Annotated in this window: 22 protein-coding genes; 9 read left to right on the top strand and 13 right to left on the bottom strand. The window is 70.3% G+C overall.

Going from position 1 to position 21,981, the window contains the following annotated elements; all coding sequences use genetic code 11:
• Nucleotides 1-14: 14 nt before the first annotated feature.
• The 5 genes from Pka01_RS31055 to Pka01_RS31035 all read right to left on the bottom strand — a co-directional run bounded on the left by Pka01_RS31055 (nt 15) and on the right by Pka01_RS31035 (nt 3,495).
• Nucleotides 15-1,067, bottom strand: coding sequence for a quinone-dependent dihydroorotate dehydrogenase (locus tag Pka01_RS31055; RefSeq protein ID WP_203886492.1), 1,053 nt, complete (start codon nt 1,065-1,067; stop codon nt 15-17).
• A 22-nt stretch (nt 1,068-1,089) separates the two neighbouring features.
• The gene (locus Pka01_RS31050; protein ID WP_203886491.1) at nt 1,090-1,410 is read right to left on the bottom strand and encodes an STAS domain-containing protein; all 321 of its coding nucleotides are present in this window, start codon (nt 1,408-1,410) and stop codon (nt 1,090-1,092) included.
• A 13-nt stretch (nt 1,411-1,423) separates the two neighbouring features.
• Nucleotides 1,424-2,152, bottom strand: coding sequence for a GAF and ANTAR domain-containing protein (locus Pka01_RS31045; RefSeq protein ID WP_203886490.1), 729 nt, complete (start codon nt 2,150-2,152; stop codon nt 1,424-1,426).
• A 65-nt stretch (nt 2,153-2,217) separates the two neighbouring features.
• A complete protein-coding gene (locus tag Pka01_RS31040) occupies nt 2,218-2,688 on the bottom strand; it encodes a GAF domain-containing protein (RefSeq protein ID WP_203886489.1) in 471 nt (156 codons plus the stop codon).
• A gap of 246 nt (nt 2,689-2,934) precedes the next feature.
• Nucleotides 2,935-3,495 carry a COG4315 family predicted lipoprotein gene (locus Pka01_RS31035; protein WP_203886488.1) on the bottom strand — a complete coding sequence of 187 codons (561 nt, stop codon included), beginning with the start codon at nt 3,493-3,495 and terminating at the stop codon, nt 2,935-2,937.
• A 203-nt stretch (nt 3,496-3,698) separates the two neighbouring features.
• Here Pka01_RS31035 and Pka01_RS31030 point away from each other — a divergent pair, with 203 nt between their 5' ends.
• From Pka01_RS31030 to Pka01_RS31020, 3 genes are all read left to right on the top strand, one after another.
• Nucleotides 3,699-4,526: an aldo/keto reductase gene (locus Pka01_RS31030; RefSeq protein WP_308442301.1), complete on the top strand. Its 828-nt coding sequence runs from the start codon at nt 3,699-3,701 to the stop codon at nt 4,524-4,526.
• A 119-nt stretch (nt 4,527-4,645) separates the two neighbouring features.
• On the top strand, nt 4,646-5,566 hold the full coding sequence (locus Pka01_RS31025; protein ID WP_203886486.1) for a TIGR03620 family F420-dependent LLM class oxidoreductase: 921 nt from the start codon (nt 4,646-4,648) through the stop codon (nt 5,564-5,566).
• Between the two features lie 4 nt (nt 5,567-5,570).
• The gene (locus tag Pka01_RS31020; RefSeq protein ID WP_203886485.1) at nt 5,571-5,780 is read left to right on the top strand and encodes a hypothetical protein; all 210 of its coding nucleotides are present in this window, start codon (nt 5,571-5,573) and stop codon (nt 5,778-5,780) included.
• Nucleotides 5,781-5,817: 37 nt separating this feature from the next.
• Here Pka01_RS31020 and Pka01_RS31015 read toward each other — a convergent pair whose 3' ends face one another.
• The 4 genes from Pka01_RS31015 to Pka01_RS31000 all read right to left on the bottom strand — a co-directional run bounded on the left by Pka01_RS31015 (nt 5,818) and on the right by Pka01_RS31000 (nt 8,795).
• Nucleotides 5,818-6,219 carry an SRPBCC family protein gene (locus tag Pka01_RS31015; protein WP_203886484.1) on the bottom strand — a complete coding sequence of 134 codons (402 nt, stop codon included), beginning with the start codon at nt 6,217-6,219 and terminating at the stop codon, nt 5,818-5,820.
• Nucleotides 6,220-6,371: 152 nt separating this feature from the next.
• Complete coding sequence (locus Pka01_RS31010) at nt 6,372-6,905, bottom strand: hypothetical protein (protein ID WP_203886483.1); 534 nt, start codon at nt 6,903-6,905, stop codon at nt 6,372-6,374.
• Between the two features lie 13 nt (nt 6,906-6,918).
• Nucleotides 6,919-7,560 carry a response regulator gene (locus Pka01_RS31005; protein WP_203886482.1) on the bottom strand — a complete coding sequence of 214 codons (642 nt, stop codon included), beginning with the start codon at nt 7,558-7,560 and terminating at the stop codon, nt 6,919-6,921.
• A complete protein-coding gene (locus Pka01_RS31000; RefSeq protein WP_203886481.1) occupies nt 7,551-8,795 on the bottom strand; it encodes a sensor histidine kinase in 1,245 nt (414 codons plus the stop codon). The genes Pka01_RS31005 and Pka01_RS31000 overlap by 10 nt, the downstream gene beginning before the upstream one ends.
• A 121-nt stretch (nt 8,796-8,916) precedes the next feature.
• Between Pka01_RS31000 and Pka01_RS30995 the strand changes: the two genes are divergently transcribed.
• Nucleotides 8,917-9,399 (top strand): SigE family RNA polymerase sigma factor, encoded by a 483-nt coding sequence (locus Pka01_RS30995; RefSeq protein WP_203886480.1) that lies wholly within the window; start codon nt 8,917-8,919, stop codon nt 9,397-9,399.
• Nucleotides 9,396-10,661 (top strand): hypothetical protein, encoded by a 1,266-nt coding sequence (locus Pka01_RS30990; RefSeq protein WP_203886479.1) that lies wholly within the window; start codon nt 9,396-9,398, stop codon nt 10,659-10,661. The genes Pka01_RS30995 and Pka01_RS30990 overlap by 4 nt, the downstream gene beginning before the upstream one ends.
• A gap of 94 nt (nt 10,662-10,755) precedes the next feature.
• Here Pka01_RS30990 and Pka01_RS30985 read toward each other — a convergent pair whose 3' ends face one another.
• The 3 genes from Pka01_RS30985 to Pka01_RS30975 all read right to left on the bottom strand — a co-directional run bounded on the left by Pka01_RS30985 (nt 10,756) and on the right by Pka01_RS30975 (nt 14,956).
• Complete coding sequence (locus tag Pka01_RS30985) at nt 10,756-12,414, bottom strand: phospholipase C (protein ID WP_203886478.1); 1,659 nt, start codon at nt 12,412-12,414, stop codon at nt 10,756-10,758.
• Between the two features lie 149 nt (nt 12,415-12,563).
• Nucleotides 12,564-13,793, bottom strand: coding sequence for a Dyp-type peroxidase (locus tag Pka01_RS30980; protein WP_203886477.1), 1,230 nt, complete (start codon nt 13,791-13,793; stop codon nt 12,564-12,566).
• Nucleotides 13,790-14,956 (bottom strand): EfeM/EfeO family lipoprotein, encoded by a 1,167-nt coding sequence (locus Pka01_RS30975; RefSeq protein ID WP_203886476.1) that lies wholly within the window; start codon nt 14,954-14,956, stop codon nt 13,790-13,792. Before Pka01_RS30975 ends, Pka01_RS30980 begins: the two co-directional genes overlap by 4 nt.
• A 194-nt stretch (nt 14,957-15,150) precedes the next feature.
• Here Pka01_RS30975 and Pka01_RS30970 point away from each other — a divergent pair, with 194 nt between their 5' ends.
• The 4 genes from Pka01_RS30970 (at nt 15,151) to Pka01_RS30955 (ending at nt 20,127) form a co-directional block, all read left to right on the top strand.
• Entirely contained in the window at nt 15,151-17,946 is a 2,796-nt protein-coding gene (locus Pka01_RS30970) for a DEAD/DEAH box helicase family protein (protein ID WP_203886475.1), read from the top strand.
• Nucleotides 17,947-18,040: 94 nt separating this feature from the next.
• A complete protein-coding gene (locus tag Pka01_RS30965; protein ID WP_203886474.1) occupies nt 18,041-18,454 on the top strand; it encodes a VOC family protein in 414 nt (137 codons plus the stop codon).
• 82 nt (nt 18,455-18,536) lie between these two features.
• Complete coding sequence (locus Pka01_RS30960; protein ID WP_203886473.1) at nt 18,537-19,592, top strand: aldo/keto reductase; 1,056 nt, start codon at nt 18,537-18,539, stop codon at nt 19,590-19,592.
• Between the two features lie 4 nt (nt 19,593-19,596).
• Nucleotides 19,597-20,127 carry a winged helix-turn-helix transcriptional regulator gene (locus Pka01_RS30955; protein WP_203886472.1) on the top strand — a complete coding sequence of 177 codons (531 nt, stop codon included), beginning with the start codon at nt 19,597-19,599 and terminating at the stop codon, nt 20,125-20,127.
• Between the two features lie 291 nt (nt 20,128-20,418).
• On the opposite strand, the gene Pka01_RS30950 is transcribed toward Pka01_RS30955, so the two are convergent.
• Nucleotides 20,419-21,954, bottom strand: coding sequence for a serine/threonine-protein kinase (locus Pka01_RS30950; protein ID WP_203886471.1), 1,536 nt, complete (start codon nt 21,952-21,954; stop codon nt 20,419-20,421).
• Between the last annotated feature and the right edge of the window lie 27 nt (nt 21,955-21,981).

Raw genomic sequence — 21,981 nt, 5'->3', positions numbered from 1 at the left:
GGGTATGCCAACACTCAGGCTGAGGAGCCGATGACCTGGCCGATCGACGTGTGTCCCTGACGCCGGACTCGGCGGGCGAGCTCGCGGTTGATCCTCGACGCCCACAGCGGGCCCTCGTAGATCATGCCCGTGTAGCCCTGGACGAGGCCGGCCCCCGCGCACAGCCGGTCCCAGACGTCGTCGGCGTTCTCGACGCCGCCCACGGACACGATCGTCAGCCGGCCGCCCACCTTCTTGTGCAGCCGCCTCAGCACCTCGAGTGACCGCTCCTTGAGCGGCCGGCCGGAGAGGCCGCCCGTCTCGTTGCTGGCCACCCCGGCCCGGCTGATCGTCGTGTTGGTCGCGATGATTCCGGCGAGGCCGAGATCCACGGCGAGTTCCGCGACCGCGTCGACGTCCTCGTCGGCGAGGTCGGGGGCGATCTTCACCAGTAGCGGGGTGCGTCCCGCCACCTCCTTGACCGCGGTCAGGAGTGGCCGGAGCAACTCGACCGCCTGCAGGTCGCGCAGGCCGGGCGTGTTCGGCGAGCTCACGTTGACCACGAGGTAGTCCGCGAGAGGCGCGAGCAGCCGTGCGCCGGTCACGTAGTCCTGTACGGCCTCCGCCTCCGGCACCACCTTGGTCTTGCCGATGTTGACCCCGACCACGGCGGGGATCACCCGGGGCCTGCGCAGCCGCGCCGCGGCCGCCGCCGCGCCCTCGTTGTTGAAGCCCATCCGGTTGATGATCGCCCGGCTGTCCACGAGCCTGAAGAGCCGGGGCCGGGGGTTGCCGGGCTGCGGCCGGGCGGTGATCGTGCCCACTTCGATGTGGCCGAAGCCGAAGGCGGCGAGCGCCTCGACGCACCGGGCGTCCTTGTCGAACCCCGCGGCGAGCCCGAGCGGCCCGGGGAAGCGGAGGCCGAAGGCCTCGATCTTGAGGGAGTCGTCGCGTGGGGCGAGGAGTGCATGGAGCACGCGCTTCAGCACGGGAAGCGTGGAAAGGACGCGGAGCAGCCTCATCGTCAGATGGTGGACCGCCTCCGCGTCGAAGCGGCTCAGGACCTGCGTGAACACGAATCGATACATCGCGGCCAGACTATCGTCCGCGTCAGTTGAGCCCGGGGTTCACCTCCAGGCTCATGGGTGTCGTGTCCTCCGGCAGGCTCCTGATGGTCAGCTCCCGATCGAACTCCAGGAGCCGGAGCAGCCGCAGTACCAGCGAGGACGGGCGGACGACGGTCACCGTCCCGCCGCACCCGCCCGCCCGCTGGTTGATCCAGAGCAGCGTCCTGCAGCCCGCGCAGTCGATGAAGCCGACGTCCGACAGCTCGAGGTCGATGTGCCCGGGGCGGTACGTCCGGAGGGCCTCGGAGACGCACAACCGCAGTTCCCCTGCCCCCTCCGCGTCGAGATCGCCCCGGACCGTCATCGAGATTCCACCCTCAAACGACGTGATCTGGATTCGCAACATCACGCGGGCCCTGTTCCCCCAGCAGTTCGGCCGCCAGGTCGGAGACCCTCCGCCTGCTGTCCCTCGCCTGCTTGCGCAGGCCGGTGAACGCCTGAGTGGCGGTCAGGTCGTGCTTGCCCATGAGGTAGCCGATGGCGCGCTCGATGACCACGCGGTAGTCGAGCGCGTACTGCAGCTGATCGGCGAGCACCGCCTTCTCGTCCGCCTCGATCGAGGCGACCAGGACCTGCTCGATCACATGCGCGTACGCGTGGAGCGCCTGGACGTCGGAGTCCTCCCAGTCGTGCGGAGTGTCCTGATAGACGTTCAGCGTGCCGACGGGCACCCCGCCCAGCCTTATGGGCACGCCCGCCACCGCGCGCACCTCGGGGTGCAGCAGTTCGGGCAGATCGGGCCAGCGCGGGTCGCTCCGCACATCGACGGTGGTCACCTCGGTGTCCCCGGCGTAGGCGGCGACGCAGGGCCCCTGGCCCGTCATCGCCTGGGCGTGCTCCAGGCTGCGGCCGCGCTCGTCGGTCGCGAAGAGGTACCGGAGCGTGCGGTCCTCCTCGGCGAACATCAGTCCGGCGCCCGAATATCCGAAGATCCGATCGACGACCTGCACGATGCGCTCGAGGTGCTGCACGATCCCGGTCGCCGTCGTGTTCTTCTGCAGACGGCGCAGACTGGCGACGAGCGCCTCCGGATCGATATGGGTCATTCCATTTCCTCTCGTGAACCTCACCTCAGCGCCGGCGCGGTCGCGGAGAGTTGGCGACTCGGCCATCACATCTGCCCAGACGGGGAGGAATCAGTCCTGCTTTCGGCGAGAACCCGCAGGACGATCACCATGAGCTCGCCGAGGCAGGAGCCGGTCTGCTCCGCCGCGGGGCCCCACTCGCGCCCGATCCTGGCGTAGAAGTCGAGGACGCCGATGAGTTCCGCGTCCTCGACGAGCGGCACGGACATGACGGCCCGTACCGGCATGGCGTGCGCCGCCACATGGGGGAATCCCAGTGGGGTCGCCGCATGGAGATCGTTGATCGCGATGAGGTCGCCGCGGACCGCGCTCGCTATGGCCGGACCGTCCCCGACGGACTCCTGGGCGGATTCCAGCGCGATGCCGTCGTCGTCCGAAGCACCGATCGCCCGCAGGCGATCCTGCCCGTCGAGCAGCATGAGAGCGGCTCCGTCGACCCCGAAGAGGTCGGCCATGCCGACAAGAACGTTCTCGAGAACCACAGGCGCCTGTGCCATGACATGCCTTCTCCATGGAGAAACGGCCGCGGACACAGGGCGGATTGCCGACAAGCCTAGTGGGCCGCCGACGGCGCAGGCGAGGCGAACCCGACTTTGTTTCACCCTACGACGACGACCGCCCCGGAGCGCGGGTGCGCTCCGGGGCGGTCGTGATGCCGAGCCGGACCTGTCGGGTGCCGGGTCCGTGGAGTCTTCCGGCGAAGGCCGCGGAAGGGGGTCGGCCCGTCTGCCGGGGTGGCCTGGCTAGTGCTTGGCCTTCTTGCCCTCCGGCGTCACGGCGTACCACTCGCCGCCGAAGTCCTTCATGTCCTGGCCCTTGACGTCGCCGGCCTTCTCGTCCTTGGCGTAGTAGTACAGCGGGTGGTCGTTGTAGGTGACCTGGGTCATGCCGTCGTCGCGCTTGATCGTCTTGAGGAGCTCAGGCTTGACGCTCGTACCGGCCGTGGGTGCGCCGAGGGTGAGGGCCGGCGGCCATGCGGTCGCGCAGGCGCCGGTGCACATCGACGTGCCGGCCTTGTCCTTCGTGAAGAGGTAGAGCGTACGACCCTCGAGGCCCACGAGGACCTTGCCGAGCTTCGTGTCCGCCACCTCGATCTTCGCGGGGCCCGTGGGCGCCATCATGATCGGCGAGGTGGGGGATGCGGAGTAGCCCGGCGACATCTCGCCCTCGGTCGGCGACGCCGGCGAGGTCGGCGACGCGTTGTACTCGTCCGCGGCGACAGGGCTGGAGGAGTTGTCCGAGCTCCCGCATCCGGACGCCAGCAGGCCGGCCATGACCGCGCCGGCGCACAGCAGTTTCTTCATCTTGGGTCTCCAGGGAAATAGGCGGGCACCGCGTCCAAGGAGACACGCGGCGACGATAGAGCGTCGCGCCGACACGGACCGTGGCGACATGACTTTGCCCGGTCTTGGCCCGCGCCTGGCCCAATCACCGTTCAGGCCGGGAAGGGAGGCGGAACAGGAGAACATCAGCTGACGCGAATCCGGGCTGGGAGGACGTCATGCGCATGGCCGAACTTCCGTCGGGCGAAGAGGTCGCCGCCATGGGCCAGGGCACCTGGCACATGGGCGAGAACCGCTCATCTCGGGAGGAGGAGATCCGGGCGCTCCAGGTCGGACTTGACCTGGGCCTGACGCTGATCGACACCGCGGAGATGTACGCCCAGGGCGAGGCGGAACGGCTCACCGGAGAGGCGATCACCGGGCGCCGCGACGAGGTGTTCCTGGTCACCAAGGTGCTGCCGCACCACGCCACCCTCGAGGGCACGGTGGCGGCCTGTGAGCAGAGCCTCCGGCGCCTGGGCACCGACCGGATCGACCTCTACCTGCTGCACTGGCGGGGACGCGTCCCGCTGGAGGAGACGCTGTCCGCCTTCGACCGGCTCACCGCGTCCGGGCGCGTCCGTCACTGGGGCGTGAGCAACTTCGACGCCGGCGACATGGCGGACCTCGTGGCTCTGGCGGGCGGCCAGGCCGTACAGGCCGATCAGATCCTCTACAACCTGTGCAGGCGCGGATGCGAGTTCGACCTCGCGCCCTGGTGCCATGACCGCGGCATCCCGATCATGGCCTACTCGCCGGTCGAGCAGGGCCGGCTGCTGGGACATCCGGCGATCCGCGGAGTGGCGGAGCGGCACGACGCCACCCCGGCTCAGGTGGCGCTCGCGTGGACGCTCAGGGACGACGGGGTCATCGCCATCCCCAAGGCGTCGAACGCCTCCCACGTGCAGGAGAACCACGCCGCACTCGAGATCCGCCTGGCCGAGGAGGACCTGCTGGTGCTGGACACGGCGTTCCCGCCGCCGCGTGCGGGACGGCCTCTGGAGATGTTGTGACACCCGACACGGACCCCCGAGGGACCACCCCTGCCCGTTGTCGCCACATCGGCAGTGCCATGCTGAGTTGTCCGGCGCCGGTCCGGTGACCGGGCACGACACACGAAGGAGCACTCCGCATGGCCGACAGTGCGGCGCGACCCGCGAGCCCGTCCACCGTCAAGCAGCGCCTCGGCCGTACGGGAGTGTGGCTGGCCTCGTTCACCTCGGAGTCCGCGGAGACCGTCCGCCGGACGGCCGCGGAGATCGAGGACCTCGGCTACGGCGCGCTGTGGTTCGGCGAGACCCCGGCGAGCAGGGAGGCGCTGACCCAGGCGGCGCTGCTGCTCTCGGCCACGCGGCGACTCCAGGTCGCCACCGGCATCGCCAACATCTACGCGCGTGACGCGGTGGCGACGGCCAACGGGGCGAACACGCTCGCGGAGGCGTGGGGAGACCGGTTCCTCCTCGGCCTGGGCGTGAGCCACGCGCCGCTGGTGACGACGCGGGGCCACGACTACGGCCGACCGGTGGCCACCATGCGCGACTACCTCGACGCCATGGACTCCGCCTCGTTCGGTGTGCCCTCCGCTCCGGCCGCGCCGAGAGTCCTCGCGGCTCTGCGGCGCAAGATGCTCGAACTCGCGGGCACCAGGGCGCAGGGTGCGCACCCGTACTTCACCACCCCCGAGCACACCGCGATGGCACGCGACGTCCTCGGTCCTGAGCCTGTCCTCGCTCCCGAGCAGGCCGTCGTGGTGACCGGCGACGTCGAACGCGGCCGGGCCGTCGCACGCAAGTACGCCGCGGTCTATCTCTCCATGCCCAACTACCTCAACAACCTGCGGGAGCTCGGCTTCTCCGATCGCGACTTCGAGGGGGGCGGCAGTGACGCGCTCATCGACGCCATCGTGCCCTCAGGGGATCCGGAGACCATCGGCGAGCGCGTCCGCGCACATCACCAGGCAGGAGCCGACCACGTCTGCGTCCAACCACTCGCCGGCACACTCGCGGAGCAACTCGAGCACCTGCGCCTGCTCGCCCCCGTCCTCGTCGGCTGACGCGGTGAGCTCGGCACGGCCGGAGGCGGCACCACACGACCAGGACGGCGAGGCGGCGGATCTCATCCCGCCGGACCCGACGGGACTCGAGGCGTGGATCCGCCAGGTCCTGGGGCTGGCGGGCCCCCGCGTCTCGTCGTTCGTCCCGCTGTTGCCCGACGCCCCCGGGCCGTCCGCGGAGGCGGAACCCCCGCCGTCGCCGCAAGCACGTTAGGCCGGTCGGCCCACAGCACTGACGGCGGGAGCCCCGCTCAGGCCGTCCGGCCGCGCACCTGCTCCTCGAGCCGCGCAAGGCTCTCGTCGAGTGACTTCTCCACGAGGGCGGCGGGCGGCGTGTGCCCCCTGCCGAAGAACGACAGGTGGACCGTCGCCTCACTTCCCCGCTCGTCGATTCCGGCCACCTGCAGCCACCCTGCGTAACGGTCGTCGTCACGGGTGCCCCATTCGAGCCGGAGCTGGTCGCGGTCCTCCCGGAGCAGCGCACGGGCGTCGTGTCCGGTCCGGTCCTCGTGGACGGTCACGGCGGGCAGCTCCTCCGGGTGGACGTGCAGGTCGCCAGGAAGCCACTCGTCGAGCCGGTCGAGGTCGCACGCCCGCTCGAAGACCTGCTCTGCGGAGGCCGGCATCCTGCGCGACCGCTCGAATTCGCTCATCGGTTCGCCCTCCTCACTCTGGCGCGTACCGCGCCCTTACCCTCCGAGGGCCGCTCCATCCGGCGACGGGCATCAAGGCTTGGCTCAGATGAGCACCCGCCGATGGCACACATGTGTTCGATTCACGGACGCCGTGGACGCCCGGGGCGGCCTCATCGGCCTCTCCCTGGCGTGGGCGCAGGCCAGGGCGCCTGCTCCAGAGTGGACGAGTAGCAGCTGATCTCCGTGTTCACGGGCCGGGGACACGGCACCAGTTCCGAGAGGCCGCCTGCCATGACGCCGACGCCCGGCGGCACGCCCAGGACGTACTCCGCGTGGCAATCGACCTCACAGCTCATTTCGGCGTTCAGCATGCCGCCGTCCCGCCAGGACTCCTCGAAACGACGCCCCGCCTCTCCCCAGGTGAGCGTGCGCTTGACGGACAGCCGCCCGGGCGTTCCCGGCACCAGTCTGACCTCGACGTTCCCGGTCGTCCGGACGACGATCAGCGGTGCGGCGATCTCGTAGGCGTAGGTGGTGATCTCGGTCGTCGGTCCGACCGGACCCCACGCCGAGGGCGCGCGGAAGATGTCGCCGTCAGGCTGAACGCGGATGTCGGCCAGCACCGCGACGGCCATCGCGACCACGACCACGGCGGTGAACGCGCCACCCACGGCGATCCAGGCGGCCCTGACCTTGCTTCGCATCTGCACGCGCCTTTCAGACCTTCAGGAATCGCAGTACGGCCAGGACCCGGCGATGGTCCTTGTCGGCGCTGGGCAGGTCGAGCTTGGTGAAGATGTTGTTGATGTGCTTGCCGACGGCGCTCTCGGACACGACCAGGGCCTCGGCGATCCCGGCGTTCGACCTGCCCTCCGCGATGAGCGCCAGCACCTCGTGCTCGCGGGGCGTCAGCCGTTCCAGCGGGTCGCTGTTCCTGCGCAGGAGAAGCTGGGCGACCACCTCGGGGTCGAGAGCCGTGCCTCCACCCGCCACCCTCCGCAGCGCGTCGAAGAACTCGGTGACGTCGGCCACCCGGTCCTTGAGCAGGTATCCGATGCCGCTGGTCGCCGTGGACAGCAGCCGGCTCGCGTAGCGTTCCTCGACCCACTGGGACAGGACGACGATCGCCAGCTCCGGCCGCTGGCGGCGCAGGACCAGCGCCGCGCGCAGGCCCTCGTCGGTGTGCGACGGCGGCATGCGGACGTCGGTGACGACCAGTTCGGGCTCGTGGTCGTCGACCGCGCGCAGCAGGGCCTCGGCGTCGCCGACCGCCGCGACCACGTCCATCCCCCCGGCGGCGAGCAACCGGACGAGTCCCTCCCTGAGCAGTACGGAGTCCTCCGCCAGGACTATGCGCACGGAAGCTCCGCCTCGATTCTCGTGGGACCGCCGCGGGGACTGTCGATGCGCAGCGTGCCGTCGACCGAGCCGATCCTCTGCATCAGGCCGCGCAGTCCCGTTCCTCCCCTGGCGCCCGGCTCCGCCCCTCCACGGCCGTCGTCGGCGACCGTGAGGTGCAGGCGATCGCCCGCGCGCCGTACGACGATCTCCGCGCTGCTCGCTCCGGCGTGCTTGGAGATGTTGGTCAGGGCCTCGGACACGACGAAGAACGCCACCGCTTCCACTGTGGGCGAGGCGCGTTCCGCCACGTCGACGCGCAGCCGCACGGGGAAGGACGCCCGGGCGGCCAGACCGGACAGCGCGGCGTCGAGGCCTTCCTCGCTGAGCACGGCCGGGTGGAGGCCACGGACGACGTCGCGTAACTCCTTCAGCACGAGCTTGGAGTCCTCGTGCGCCTGAGCGATCACCTCCCTGACCGGGTCGGGAAGATCGGTGAGGGTGGCCCGGGCCATGCCCAGGTTCATGGCCATCCCGAGAAGCCGTTGCTGGGTGCCGTCGTGCAGGTCGCGCTCGATCCGGCGCCGCTCGGCGTCCGCCGCCTCGACCACCTCGGCGCGGCTCTCCTGGAGGCTTTCCACTCGCTCGGCGAGCTGCTCGTTGAGACTCGGCCCGAGCAGGGCCTCCGCCGCGACGACGTCGAGCGAGGTGACCCCCTGCACGACCCAGGGGACGGCCACGAACACCGCGAACGCGAGCAGGGCGAGCATCGACCCCGTCCAGCCGCCGCCCACCAGCCACAGACGCACGGCGAGCACGGCGGCGACCAGGCACGCCGACCAGGCCATGATCACCGCGACGAACCCGGCCACACTGATCATCGGAGCGACGACGTGGTAGGCGATCTGCCGCCACACGGCTCTCGACCGCATGTCGCGGAACATTTTCCGGATCGGATCGCGCCCGACGGCGGCGCTCGGCACGGGGGCGATCTCCACGCCCAGGTACGCGGCGAAACGCCTCCGCTGCAGCCGCGTGAAGATCGCCACCGCCCAGAAGAGCAGCGGCAGGGCCACCAGCGGCGCCACAACGGTCCAGGAGAGCACCACCGACACGACGGCCAGTCCTCCGATCACCCCGAGGGCGGCGAGCGCGATCGGAAGACCCGTCGCCACATGGACGGTGCGAAGCCACGTCGGCGCGGACCAGTGGACGCGGACCCTGTCCCAAGGAGTGCTCAGGTCGGTGGCGGTCATGATGCCAACGGTAGAGATCCGCCCCGCCCGGCGACATGGGCCGGTCATCCCGATTCATGGTGGGGTAAACCCCACCCTAGGCCCGTGCAACGTTTTCCGGGGACGAGACGTCCCTGATGTCATGGACGACACCTTCGACGACTTCGTCCGGGCGCGGGCAGGCGCGCTGTTCCGGTACGGCTTCGTCCTCACCGGCGACCCGGACGACGCCGCCGACCTGGTGCAGGAGGCGTTGTTGCGCCTGGGAGACACCTGGGACCGGGTGATCAGGAAGGACGATCCCGAAGGGTACGTCCGGACGATCATGGTGCGACAACACATCAGCTGGTGGCGACGCCGTCGGCGGGAACATCTGATGGCGGAGACCCCCGACGTCGGCTACACCGACCGGCGGTTCGACGGCGACGCCGGCCTGTGGGCCGAGCTCGAGGGACTCCCCCGCAGGCAGCGCGCCGTGCTGGTCCTGCGCTACTACGAGGACCTTCCGGACACGGAGATCGCGCGGATCCTCGGGGTCTCACCCGGAACGGTCCGCAGCCAGGCTTCGCGTGCCCTCGACAAGCTCCGCGTCCAGCGGCAGCCCGCGCTGATGGAGGAAGTGTGAGAACCGAACAGGACCTGAGGGCGGTTCTCCGGCGGGCCGCCGACCAGGCGGCCCCGCCCGCCGGCCTGGTCGGCGCCCTGCGGCGCGCCCGCAGGCGAAGGCGAACCCGCCGCCGCTACCAGGCCGCGCTGGCGTTCGCGGGGGTCGTCATCGTGGCGGCCGGCGGATCTGTCGTCTTCCGCGGGGGCGCGGACGACTCCCCGGCCACGAACACGAGGACGAACACGAAGGAGGTGGCGCCCACAACCATGCCGGACCCGAACGTGCATGCCTCCGATCGACCGGCCGTCAAGAAGTCCCGGCCGGCGAGGGTGGTGTGGCCGCAGGCCGTGTCGACGATCCCCGCCGAGGCGGGGGACGGCGCGCGTTACTCGGCTCTCGCCGCGCTGAGCCCGACGGAGGTGCTCCTGCGCGCCGACAAGAAGTCGGAGAAGACCACGCGCATCGACGTCTACGACACGCGGACGGGAGTCAGCCGCGTCCTGACGCAGGTGCCCGTGATCGGGAACGACTATCGACCGATCCGATTCGAGGTGGGTGCGGAGTACATCGGCTGGTACGCCATGACGCCGGACGACACGAGCAAGGGGGCGGACCTCTGGATCGCGCTACGTGCGGGCGGCCCGGCGATCAAGGTCGCCGAGACGACGGACGACATGCCGGCCTCGATCAGCGGGCCGACGGACGAATGGCCGGCCTCGATCAGCGTGACCGCGGACTCCCTCGTCTGGTCGCTCTTCAACGGCGGGATCTACCGCGTTCCGATCACCGGGGGCTCCCCCGAGAAGATCGCCGGTAGCGACGGCCTGTGGTTGACATCGTGGCCGTGGGCCGCGGATCTGCCGCCGTACCAGGCCAATCCGGATCCGGACCACAACCAGACCAGGCTCGTCAACCTGGAGACAGGCGAGAAGCGCGACTTCGTCATCCCACCGGGCGTGGTCGGCCTGCGCTGCTCGACCTCCTGGTGCTCCGGCATTTTGGGGCGCGACATGATCGTCATGCGTCCGGACGGCTCGGGGCTCAGCCGCGTTCCGCGGTTCGCGTCGTTCGAGGCGCGGCCCGCCGGCTCCCACTTCGTCGAGGTGGAGGGGACCATCTACGACCTGGCCACGGGAACGACCGCGACCATCGGACGGGCGAAGCAGGGCAAGGACGTCGCCTACGAGCGGGGGCCGACGTCGTCGCCCACAACGCTGTTCTCCTGGGAGGACGGGCACGGCGGGCTGGAGGTGCTCAACATGCTCGCCGTGGACCGCTGAGCACGGAGGCCGCGGCGCGACGGGCGGTGGAAAGCGGAGGGGCCCGCACCGGGACGGGTGCGGGCCCCTCGCTCAGGTGAACTTCCTCAGAAGATCACTTGTGGTGGGCGATCGAGGCCACCGCACCCGTGGTGGGGTTGAGGATCACGGTGTCCGCCTTCGGCCGGCCGAAGTCGAACATGCCCTTCAGCGAACCGGCGCGCCCGTCGTAGGACGAGTCGCCGATCTTGCCGAGGTTCCAGTTGTCCTCGATGAACTTCAGGACCGAGGTCTGGTCGGTGAGGGTGTGGTCGACGTGGTTGACCTTGGCGTAGGGCGAGATCACGAGCAGCGGCGTCCGCGGGCCGTAGCCGCAACGGTCGTCGTAGCCACCGGCGATCTTGGCCTTGCCGCAGAGCGCGGCGCTGTCCTGCGCCGGGTCGGCGGAGCCGTTGACGATCGGGGCGGCCTTGTGGTCGTACCAGCCGTCGGAGTCGTCGTAGGCGATGACGATCGCCGTCGAGTCCCAGAACTTCGACTTCTGGATCTTGTTGATCGTGTTGACCAGGAAGGTCTGCTCGTCCAGCGGGTCGGAGTTGCCCGGGTGACCGTCCTGGTACGCGCCGGCCTTGAGGAAGCTGACCGCCGGCAGGTTGCCCGCGTCGAGGGCGGCGTCGAAGTCGGTCAGGTCGTAGTTGTGGTTGGCCTGGTCGGTGTGACCGATGGCCGGGACCGACGACGGCGGCAGGTGCTTGGGGTTCGCCGTCGACTGGTAGTACTGGAACGGCGAGTGGTGCGGGCTGTAGTCGACGACCGCGTTGCCGCCGACGTTCTTGTGCGTCGCGCCGCACACCACGTAGTTGCCGGAGGCATCGGTCGGCTTGAAGCCGCCCTGGAACCAGCCCCACGTCACGTGGTTGCGGTTGAGCAGGTCACCGACGTTCGGGCCCGTCGCCATCGCGAGGTTGTTCGTCGAGGTGTGGTTGTTGTCCGAGCAGTCGTCGAACGCGGGGTCGGGGTCGTTGATGACCGTGCCGGCGCCGGTGCCGTTGGGCGACGACACCACGCTCGGGTCGCTGACCGCCGTGTGCTTCACCGGGTCGACCGGGTAGACGCCGCTCGTGTTACCGGAGATGAGGTTCAGCGCACCGGGGGTCGACGGGCCGAAGTTGGTGTTGTAGGAGTTGTCGCTCATCGCGTAGTGCTGAGCGTAGTTCCACATACCCGTGACGGTGTTGCCGTCGTAGTAGTCCATGACCAGGCCGGGCGCGCCGTAGATGACCGGCTGGCCGGTGCACGTGTTGTGCTCGGTGTGCTGGACGAACTGGTCCATCTTGCCGCCGTCGTAGGCGAGCTGCTCGTGGCCGTACCCGTGGTCCTGGCTGCACGTGAGGGCCTGCTCGTGGGTCAGGCGCTTCGGGTTGTACAGGTTCGGGTTCTTGGTCAGCAGCTTGCTGGTCAGGCCGTCGACGGACGGGGTGCCCTTGGCGGCCTTGAACGGCGTGCCGTCGGTGTTGGCCGCGCTCGGGTAGGTGCCGAAGTAGTGGTCGAACGACACGTTCTCGTCGAACAGCACCACGACGTGCTTGATGGGCGTCGTGGTCTTGGCGTCGTTCTTGTACAGCGCGACCGCGGTCTTCGGCTTGGGCGCCACCGTTCCGGTGGCGGCGGAGCCGGGGGTGATGGTCGTGACGACCAGTGCCCCGGCGGCCACCACGCCGGCCGCTACGGCGGACCAGCGCAGCGTCGTCTTCCTGTTTGGGCGAATGCCCACAATGCCTCCTACTGACGATGCCGGGCCAGGTTCGGCCCGGATGGCACCCGAGGCACAACGCCCCCATGGTGCCCAGGAAATGTCATCGGAGGCGGTCGACGCTTATCCCGCAGAAAAGTGACATCCATCTAAACACCACCTGAAAACCGTCAAACCTCTATAAAACCTCCAAATGACCTGGAAGCATCCTGTACGCCGGGGAGGGCGAAGAAATAGCCCCCGCCGAACGGCGAGATGTAGTCGACGAGCGGCTCGTCCTCCAGGCGTTTCTGGGTGGCCTCGAACTGACGCCGCAGGTCCTGCTGGTAGCAGGTGAAGATCAGGCCCACGTCGAGGTCGCCGACGGAGTCCATGCCCTTGTCGTAGTTGAAGCCCCGCCGCAGGATCCGGCCGGCGTCGGTCTCGGCCGTCCGCGGGTTGGCCCGCCGGATGTGGCTCGTGAGTGGGATGACGGTGCCCTCAGGGTCCAGGTGGTACTGCGGGACGTCCTGTTCCCGCGCGCCGTCCAACGGGGCGCCGGTGTCCTTGGACCTGCCGAACATCTCCTCCTGCTCGTCGATCCCGACGCGGTCCCAGAACTCCACGAGCATCCGGATGAGCCGGACGACGAAGTAGCTGCCGCCGGCCGTCCACGCGGGTTCCGGCGCCTTGCCGTTCACCCAGACGAGTCCGTCCATCTCGGCGGCGTTCTTGGTCGCGGGGTTGGCGATGCCGTCCTTGAAGCCCAGGAGGTTGCGCTGCGTGCCGGTCGGCCTGGGCGGGCTGGTGAAGCCGTTCATGCGCCAGCGGACCTGCATGGCGCCGCGCGTGTGGCGGGCGATGTCACGCAGCGCGTGCAGCACCGTGTCGTCGTCGTCCGCCTCGAGCTGCAGGACCAGGTCGCCGTGGCACCAGGCGGGGTCGAGGTCGTCGTTGGGGAACATCGGCATCGTCGTCAGCCCGGCCGGCTTGAGCGCGGCCAGGCCGTACCGGTCGTCGAACAACGACGCGCCGACGCCCAGCGTCACCATCAGATCCCCGCCCGGCACGTCCGGACCGAGGATGCCGGAGTCGGCCGGCGGCGCGGTGATGCCCACCTGCGGAGTGGCTCCCCCGGTGGTGAGCAGGCGCGCCCGGTCGGTCATGGTGTGGAACAGGTCGGCGAGCTCCCCGCGTCCCTCCGTGACCACGTCGAAGGCGGCGACGATCGTCCGCCGCCTTGGGGCGCTGAGGACTGCGGCCTGGTGGAGGCCGTGGAACGGAGGGATCGGCGGCGCACCGGCCGCCGAAGCCGGAGAGGAGTCCGCCGACGCCCTGTCCACGGTCGCTCCGGCCACGGTGCCGGCGATCCCGGTCGCGAGAGCGCCGCGAAGGAAGGTTCTGCGGTCGTAGCCGCTCATGAGGTCCGCCTCGGATAGCAGATGGTGGCGATGGGGGCCAGGCGCTCGAGCAGTTCGCCCACCGCGCCGTCGATGGACTCACGGGCCGACGGGTCGAGGCTCGCGACGGGCGTCCACGAGTCGCCGTGCTTTTGTGCGTCGAGCAGCCTCTGGACCCGGTCGAGCTGCGCGTCCATCTGCTTCAGCCCGGTGTAGCGCGACTGGAGCAGCGGCCGCAGCAGGTCGACGGCCTCGCGGGTGCCCTCGAGGTTCGCCGACGCGGTGGCCAGCGACGTGCCGCTGCCCTGGTCGGCCTTCTCGGTGAGCTCGAACTGGAGGGTGTTCTCCATGATCTCGTGCGCGCGCAGCGGGAGGTCGCCGGGCTCCATGTCCTCGTTGGGGAGGTCGGCCTTGAGCCCCTTGACGTCCTTGAGCAGTTGGTCGGCGGGCTTGCGCAAGGAGGACATGGACTCGCCGTGCCACAGGCCGTACTCCACCCGGTGGAAGCCGGCGAAGCCGGGATCGTGCACGCCCTTCGGCAGGCCGACGGGAAGGCCGTCGATCGCGTCGCCGAAGTCGCCGAAGGTGTCGTAGGCCGCGCCCAGCTTCTCGTAGGCGAGGTGGGCGGGCAGCCATGCCCTCTTCGCGGCCTTGGGGTCACCACGGTCGACCGCGGAGGTCAGCGTCCTGGTCTTGGCGAGCAGCGTCTTCACGCCCCCGGCGACGTACTCCTGGTACTGCTTCGTCGGACCGTACAGATCGTTGTAGGTGACCGGGACGGCGGCGGGACCGGAGGCGTCCGTTCCGCCGATGCGGACGGACGGGCCGACGAGCGGGTCGCCGTCCTCAGGCTGGCACCTGATCGCGTAGGTGCCCTGGCCGAGCATGATCGGCAGAGATCTCGTGACGCCGGGCGCGAGTCCTTCGATCTCGCCGTAGACGGCGCCGCCCGGCACGTCGATGACGTAGGCGTCCGCGGCCACGGTGCCGGTGTTGGTCATCGTCAACGTCTGCCGGCCCGCGGCGGGATGCGTCCATCCCTGGCCACAGTGGCTCGTCGAGATCTGAATGGGGGAGCCGGCCGCCGGCGTGGAGGGGGCGGCCGCTTTGACACCGGAATCGGAACATCCGGCCACAAGGAAGAGCGACGATGCGATCACCGCGCTCGCCCGCCTGACGTGCACTGATCTCACCTTACGTATCACCTGAAAAGGGCAAAAATAGGCTAGTCACGCGAACTACCGCAGAAGTCGTAATGAGGTTTATAAGGCGCCTTGTTCACGAACTTCTCATCTGTCGTTCCTTTTCCTCACAGCAGGTCAGCAGGTAACGCGGAGCTTGAACCGCCACGCGGCCGCCCCACGCGTACGATTCGTCCGTGAACGGGCCAGCGGACCTCGCCGACACCCGGCCGCCGCATCCCCTCCGCCGTCACCAGCTCGCCGCTCTCGACCGGCTGGCCGAGGCCTTCGAGACGGGCCGGCGCCGGGCATGGGTCGTCCTTCCCCCGGGAACGGGCAAGACGCTCGTGGGCCTGGAGGCGGCCCGTCGGCTCGGGCGGCCGATCGTGGCCTTCGGCCCGAACACCGCCATCCAGGGGCAGTGGATGGCCGAGTGGTCGCGTTTCACTCCCTCTCCCGTTCGCGCGACGGACGACCGGGACATGCCCACGCCCGTCACCGTGCTGACCTACCAGGCCCTCGCCACGTTCGACCCGGACGCCGAGGTCGACGAGGACGGGCACGGGCGGCGGCGTCACCTCGACAGGCTGCGCCCGCGGGGCCGCATGCTGGTGGAGGCGTTACGCGGCACCGGACCGGTGACGCTGCTGCTCGACGAGTGCCACCACCTCCTCGACACCTGGGGCGAGCTGGTCGCCGAGCTCCTCGACCGGCTTCCCGAGGCGACGGTGATCGGTCTCACCGCCACACCGCCGGACCGCCTGACCGCCGCCGAGGCGGAACTCGTGCGGAAGCTGTTCGGCCCACCCGTCGTCGGCCCCTCCATACCCGCGGTCGTCCGCGAAGGGCATCTCGCACCGTTCGCCGAGCTGGCCTGGCTGGTCACCCCGACCGCCGCGGAGTCGCAGTGGCTGGCCGCCGAGGCGGAGCGGTTCGCCGAACTGACGACCGACCTGCTCGATCCGGCGTTCACCGACAGTCCGTTCCTCGGCTGGCTGGACGAGCGGATCGTGCGCCGCGACCTCAACGGCACGATCCTGCCCTGGCACCGTTTCGAACGGGACCGGCCGGAGATCGCGGCCGCCGGGCTCCGCTTCCACTTCGGCGGGCTGCTCGCCCGCCCCGAAGGTGCCCGGATCCGCGAGGAACACCGCCATCCGCCGACCGCGGACGACTGGGTCGTCCTGCTCGGCGACTACGTGACACGGTGCCTGCGGCGCAGTTCGAGCAGGGCCGACGCCGACGCGCTCGCGGCGATCCGCGCCGCTCTCCCGTCCGTCGGCTACCAGCTCGGCGGCAACGGGATCCGCGGCGGCCGCTCCCCCGTCGACCGGGTGCTCGCCCGCAGCGAGGCGAAGACCCAGGGCGTCCGGGAGATCCTCGCCGCCGAACACGCGAGTCTCGGGGAACGGCTGCGCGCGGTCGTCCTGTGCGACTACGAACGCGCCACCGCCACACCGCCGGCCCGGCTGGCGGGCGTCCTCGACGAACAGGCGGGATCGGCCAGGCTCGTGCTGGAGGAGCTCGTGGCCGACGAGCGCACCGCCGTCCTCGACCCCGTGCTCCTGACCGGGAGCACGGTCGCCGCCGCCGCGCCGACCGCCCGCGCGCTCGTGGAGTTCTGCACGGCTCACGCTCCCGGCGTACGGCTCGACCCCATCGAGGCCGACGTGACGGGTGCGGTCGAGGTGAGCGGATCCTGGACCGGCCGCCAGTGGGTCGGGCTGGTCACCCGGTTCTTCGCCCAGGGCGGCAGCCGTACCCTCATCGGGACACGCGCGCTGCTCGGCGAAGGCTGGGACGCCCGCGGGGTGAACACGCTCGTCGACCTCACCGAGGCCACGACCGCCACCGCCGTCGTGCAGACACGCGGCCGGGCCCTGCGGATCGACCCGGAGTGGCCCGAGAAGGTCGCCAACATCTGGTCGGTCGTCTGCGTCGCGGACGGGCATCCCAAGGGCGCGGCCGACTGGACGCGTTTCGTCCACAAGCACGACGGCTACTTCGGCATCACCGACGCGGGCGAGATCATGGCCGGAGTCGCCCACGTGCATCCCGAGCTCTCGCCCCACGCACCGCCGGAATCCGCCGGGTTCCCCCGCCTCAACGCGGTGATGCTCCAGCGGGGCGCGGACCGCGACCGGACCCGCCGGACGTGGCGGGTGGGCACGCCCTACGCCGACCGGCTCGTCCACACCCTGCGTGTGACGCGTCGGGAAGGACGGCGGCTCGCGAGCGATGGCGGCACGGCCGTCGCCGTCCCCGACCTCGTACCCGCCGCACACGGGCTCTCGTTGCGGCCGGGCGTCCCCCGTCCGGGCAGGCCGCGGCCGGTGACGGGCGTCGCCGCCGCACTGCTGGGCGCCCTCACCCTCCCGCAGGTGTCGCCGTTCCTGACCGTCCTGACCCTGGCGGCGGGAGGCCTGGCGGTCCACGGGCTCGTGTCGGCCGCCGGCGCGGGACGCCTGCTCTCCCGCGCCGCGGACGCCGACGTGGACCTGCGCGCGATCGCCTGCGCCACCGCCGACGCGCTGCGCGAGACGGGGGTCACGCCGCTCGGCGCGGAGGCGGTGACCGTGGAGGTCGACGAGACGGGCAGGTACCGCGTCGACCTGGAGGGAGTGCCCCCGGCCGCCTCCAGCGCCTTCGTGGTCGCGCTGGACGAGGTCCTGTCGCCTCCGGCCGATCCGCGCTACCTCGTCCCCCGATACATCGTGAGCCCTCCGCCGCGCACGTTCCTGTCCGCCACCTGGCGTGGCGCACGCTGGCTGGCCGGTCGCCCCGCGCCGAACGCGGTGGTGCACCACGCGGTCCCGAGCATGCTCGCGGGCAGCAGGAAGTCCGCCGACCTGTTCGCCGAGGCCTGGTCACGGTGGGTCAGCGCCGGCCGGGCGCGCTACGCCCGTACGCCGGAGGGCGCGGGCATCCTCGCCGCGCAGGACGGACGGTCGCCGCTCGACGTGACCACGACCCTCCGCGTCACGTGGGCGTGAGGAAGAGATTCGCCGATGTCCGTCCGCGAGCCCGAATCGATGAAACGGTGAGACGACCACACGATCCGGGCCTCGCGAGAGGATGCGCCACCGCATGGACTGGAAACTCGAAGTCGTCCCCATCCCCGTGTCGGACATCGACCGGGCGAAGAGCTTCTACGGCGAGCAGGTCGGCTTCGCCGTCGACCACGACACCCAGGCCGGGCCTGGAACACGTTTCGTCCAGCTGACCCCGCCCGGTTCCGCGTGCTCGATCGTCCTGGGCGCGAGCTCGGGCATGCCGCCGGGTTCTGTGCAGGGGGTTCAGATCGTCGTTCCCGACATCGAGGCGGCCCGGGCCCACCTGACCGAGCGCGGCGTCGTGGTCAGCCCGGTGCAGCACTTCGGGCCGGACGGCGCCCTCGCCGACGGGCCCGGCGGCCGGTGGAACTCCTTCGTGTTCTTCAGCGACCCGGACGGCAACGGCTGGGTTCTGCAGGAACGCCCCGCCGACGACCAGGCCGTCTGACGGGCCTGCCCGTGCACCTTGTTGCTTTTATGATGCAAGTAAGTTAGCTTGCATGATGAAAGTCATGCGCAGGAGGTTCGCGATGAGGTACACCACATTCGGCCGCGGCACGGGCCTGCGCGTCTCGACGTACGGACTGGGGACCGGCAACTTCGGCACCGGCTGGGGCACCGGGGCCGGGCGAGACGACGCGAAGGCGATCTTCGAGAAGTTCGCCGAGGCGGGCGGCACGTTGATCGACACGGCGGACGGCTACCAGCTCGGCGAGTCGGAGAGGCTGCTGGGCGAGTTCCTCGCCGCAGACCGGGAGAGCTTCGTCCTCGCCTCGAAGTACACCTCGGGCACGGGCACCTCAGGCGGCGTCTCCCTCACGGGCAACAGCCGCAAGAACATGTTCCGGTCGGTGGAGGCCAGCCTCCGGCGGCTGGGGACCGACTACCTCGACCTCTACTGGGTGCACTTCCCCGACTCGGTGACGCCGATCGAGGAGATCCTGCGCGGGCTCGACGACCTGGTCCGCACCGGGAAGATCCTGCACTTCGGCCTTTCGAACTTCCCCGCCTGGCGGGTGTCCCACGCCGCGGCGATCGCCGACCTGCGCGGATGGGCCCCGGTCGCCGGAATCCAGGTGGAATACAGCCTGGTCGAGCGGACCCCGGAGCGTGAACTGCTGCCCATGGCCGACGCGCTCGGGCTGGGGGTCGCGCAGTGGTCTCCGCTCGGCGGCGGCCTCCTGACCGGCAAGTACCGCGTGAGCGCGGAGGGCCGGCTGAGCGACTGGGGCCGGCTCGTCCACAGCGAGGACAGCACTCAGAAGACCGCCGTCATCGACGCCGTCCTGGCGATCGCGGAGGAGACCGGCGCCTCGCCCTCACAGGTGTCGGTGGCCTGGCTGCTCGAACGTGGCCGCCGCTCCACCACCGCGTACGTGCCGATCATCGGACCGCGGAGCGTGAAGCAGCTCGAGGACTACCTCGGCGCACTGGAGGTCGGCCTGTCCGAGGCGCAGTACTCCCTGCTCGACCGGGTCAGCGCCGTTCCCGCGGGCGTTCCGCACGAGGTCAACGAGGGCATGCTCGACGTCATGCTCGGCGGCGACCGCGGCCGGTTCGACCGGCCCGCCGTGCCGGTAGCGTGATCTGATGCAGCGCACCAGCTTCTCGGGGGCCGAGTGCCCCATGGCCGCGAGCCTGGACCAGGTCGGCGACTGGTGGAGCATGCTCATCCTGCGTGACGCCTTCGACGGCTACAGCCGCTTCGACGAGTTCGAGCGCAGCCTGGGCATCGCGCCCAACATGCTGACCCGCCGACTCAAGGCACTTGTGGCGGCCGGCGTCCTGTCCCGCAGGCCGTACCAGCAGCGTCCCGTTCGGTACGAGTACGTGCTCACCGAGCGCGGGCGGCGATTCCTGCCGGTACTGCTCGCGCTGAGCACCTGGGGCGACGAACTGCGGGCCGACGGCGAACGGCCGGTGATCGTGGTCGACTCCGAGACCGGGCGCGAGATCGATCCGGTCCTGGTCGACCGGAAGACCGGTGAGCCCATCACGGCGTCCGGGGTGCGGTTCGCCGCGGGTCCGGGTGCCGGTGAAGGAATGCGCGGGCGATACGCGGGCGTCCCCGGCCGCGTGGCCGCCCTCGCCGGACGCGCGAGCGAACCAGCCGAGTCATGACCCCCCTTGGGGTGATCATGACCCCCTTGGGGTGATCATGCACAGACTCGGTGAGGTGTCCCGCGACCAGCGGGAACATAGTTTGTGATCATGCACAGATTCTGCGAAGACCCACCCGAACTGGTTCTTCACCATCCGTGATCATGCAGGCAAGGGCCTTATGCATGATCGCGAACCGCATCACACCTGATCAGGCCGTACGTCTCCGAATCCGTGCATGATCACGCCAAGGGTTCGGGCACGTCAGACCATGCGCGGCCGAACCCGTGCATGATCACGCCGGGGGGTGGGTCAGGGGGTCAGGACGGCGAGGCCGGAATACCGGGGCCGATCCTCTCCTGTGCGGGTGACCTGGAAGGCCATGGTGTCGCTGCCCTGCGGAGTGAGCGCGAGCGTGCCCGGGTAGCACCCGCTGGGGCCGGTGACCTTGCCGAGCCGCATGGTGAGGGTGACGGCCGTCTCACGGATCCGGCTCAACCGCCCCGAGCACTGAAGGTTCTCCCCCCACCTCATGGAGCCGGACTCGGCCGAGTCCGCGGCCAGGACGAGTTCCACGGAGAAGACCAGGTCTCTCGTGGAGTACTCGGCGCTTCCGGTCCAGCGGCCCACGTACGAGAACGCTCCCGGCGGCGAAGGGGTGGCGGTCGGCGTGGCGGGCGCAGTGGAGGAGGACACAGGCACTGAGGACGGGGACGGCGAGGCGATCGTGCCCGCGGGGACGTGACCGGTCCACCACAACGCCGCCCCGACGACACCGGCAACGAGTACGGCGGCCACCGTCACGAGGGCGGGCTTTCGCAGGAACCACCCTGAGACGGGGCCTGGACGGGTGTGCTCGATTCCGTCCCGGTCGGGCACGGAGACGACCTCCTCGGCGCCCGGTGCCGCCTGGGGGTCGGTGACGGCGTCCGCGGAGACGCTCTCCTCCGCCTCGTTCGCCGAGGAGGTCGGGCGGGTGTCGCCGGCCAGGAGCGCTCCCGCCTCGAGCACGGTGCCGGGTGTCGCGCCGGGGAGGCCGAACTCGTCAGGGCCGATGAGGTGACGCAGCACCTGGTCAGCGGTCGGCCGCTCGGCGGGGTCCGCCGCGAGGCAGGTGACGACGATGTCGCGTAACCGGCCGCTGAGAGGCCCGAGGTCGGCCGTGCCGAACAGGATCCTGCCGAGGATCGCCTCGAAGGATTCCGCGCCGTAGGCGTGCCGCCCGCTCGCGGTGTAGGCGACGGTGAGAGCCCAGGCGAACATGTCGGCCGCCGGACTCACCTTTTCTCCCCTGAGCTGCTCGGGAGAGATGTACGCGGGCGTGCCGACCGGAGTGATCGTCGCGGTCTCCGTCGCGTCCAGAATCCGGGAGACGCCGAAGTCGATCACGCGCGGGCCGTCGGGGCCGAGCAGGACGTTGCCCGGCTTGAAGTCCCGGTGCACCACGCCGGCCCGATGGATGGCCGCGAGCGCGGTGGCCATGGCCACGGCGATCCGATCGAGCGATCCTCCGGTGCGGGGGCCGGAGGTCGTGATGTCCTCGCGGAGGGAGGGCCCGTCGATGTACTCGCTGACGATGTAGGGGCGCTCTCCGTCGAGGTCGGCGTCGAGCACCTGCGCCGTGCAGAAGGGTGCGACCCTCCGCACCGCATCCACCTCGGCGATGAACCGTCGCCTGGCCTTCTCGTCGTCCAACTCCTGGTGCATGCGCTTCACCGCGACGTGGCCGCCGCCGGGAGCGGTGCCGAGGAACACCACTCCCTGGCCCCCCTGGCCGATGCGCCCTGCCAGACGATAGACACCGAGGCGCCGGGGGTCGTCGGCACGCAGAGGGGCGGGCGGTGACATGTGCCATGCCTACCACGACATTGATCG

Origin of the sequence: Planotetraspora kaengkrachanensis, from assembly GCF_016862895.1 — a bacterium.
GTDB classification, from domain to species: Bacteria; Actinomycetota; Actinomycetes; order Streptosporangiales; family Streptosporangiaceae; genus Planotetraspora; species Planotetraspora kaengkrachanensis.
The sequence above is the reverse complement of the archived record's forward strand: the minus strand, read 5'-3'. Positions and strand labels throughout refer to the sequence as shown.